Raw genomic sequence first — 301 nt, forward strand, 5'->3', positions numbered from 1 at the left:
AGCGTCTTTACCAGATGGATCCAGATTTGAAGGATTAATGTATCAAGTCACAAATTATAATCCAGTTTTTTCAATCAGAAGACATACTACTGAAGTAATACCTTTAGAAAAATTTATTGAAACAAATTTTATTACAGAGGATCAAAAAAAGTATATAGAAACTGCAATTAAAGAAAAGAAAAATATTTTAGTAGTTGGTGGTACATCAACTGGTACAACTACATTTTTAAATGCATATTTAGATAAACTAAAAGATCCTGATGATAGACTTAGTGTTATTGAAGAAATAAGAGAATTAAAA

At 26.6% G+C, this 301-nt stretch carries 1 protein-coding gene; it reads left to right on the forward strand.

The window, feature by feature from the left end:
• Positions 1-37: 37 nt before the first annotated feature.
• Positions 38-301, forward strand: a 264-nt coding sequence (locus tag AYC60_RS02370; RefSeq protein WP_231724613.1) for an ATPase, T2SS/T4P/T4SS family, incomplete at its 3' end; no start/stop codon positions are given.

This window comes from Streptobacillus felis (assembly GCF_001559775.1).
Lineage (GTDB): Bacteria > Fusobacteriota > Fusobacteriia > Fusobacteriales > Leptotrichiaceae > Streptobacillus > Streptobacillus felis.